General features: G+C 50.8%; 1 protein-coding gene. It reads right to left on the bottom strand.

The window, feature by feature from the left end; translation table 11 throughout:
- A partial coding sequence (locus NW820_RS12620) for an esterase-like activity of phytase family protein (protein WP_414407672.1) occupies positions 1-1031 on the bottom strand: 1031 nt, incomplete at its 3' end.
- Positions 1032-1071 lie beyond the last annotated feature (40 nt).

Genomic DNA, 1071 nt, shown 5'->3' with positions numbered 1-1071 from the left:
CCAAAGTCGTCGTCGTTAACTATCGCTAGGGTAGTTGAGTTGAGAATGGCCAACCCCTCCGGCTTGTCGTGGGGATAATTGGGGATCGACATAATGTCAAATACTTCTTCTTTGGAAACGGGCTTGATCCCCGCTGCAATGATTTCCTCTTGGGTTAACTGCTCCAGAGTCTTGCCGTTAACCAGCAGGCCATTTGGACCAGGATCAAAGACATCCGTGGCAGCGGCAGTATCGATTTTGTAGATCTTCTTCGTAACCTCTTTGTCCTCTCCCGGCGTTTTGCCATCCCGTTCGAGAACCAGGAAGGTTGTGTCGGTAATGGCGACAATTTCGCTAACAGCGGTGCCAGTTCCCTCTAAAGGATAGAGGTATTCTTTGAACTTGCCCGTGGCCAGTTCATAGAAGAGTATCCTGCAAACAGTTGCGGTCTTTTGAACATCTTTGTTGGGGTTCAAAAGCGGAGACTGCATGATGCCGACCAAGTATTTCTGATCGGGCGTCAGAGTTAGCCCCTCCATGCCGCGATTGGGGCGCCGATTTTTGTAAACTTCTGGAAGCTTTTTGCCGCCAACTCCACTTCCAAAAGGATTTAGCCACTCGATGGCCTTGCCATTGGAATCAAAATGGATCAAGTGAGGTCCGTATTCGTCGGCAACCCAAAAGCTTCCATCTTTGGCCACCGCGATCCCCTCTGGATCGATACCTTTGGGATCCGGCGCAAGCTGCTTGCCGCTGAGATCGTAGGCATTCTCTCCCGTTCCCCCCGAGTCAGATGGATTGGGGATCCCGGTGAGATTTTTGCCTGTCTCGTCTTGCAGCAGGATGACCCTGTCCAACTTGAAGCCCTTGCCGTCCAAAGACAATCTGGCAACTTGAGGGGTAAAGTCTGGCTTAGGGAAAATCTTGTCGTTTGACTCAGCTCCATCAATATTGGGACCGCGATCGGTGAGCACATAAAAATATTGGCCATCAAAGGCAAGGCCAGAGCCAAACCCACCATTGTAGATTTTGACGCCGTTTTCTGTGGTCAAAAGCAGATCCCGCTTTGGAACAGGAGCCTTTTCGGGAAGG

Origin of the sequence: Synechococcus sp. R55.7, from assembly GCF_047461955.1 — a bacterium.
Taxonomy (GTDB): Bacteria; Cyanobacteriota; Cyanobacteriia; order Thermostichales; family Thermostichaceae; genus Thermostichus.
This window is presented reverse-complemented; position numbering and strand designations above follow the sequence as displayed.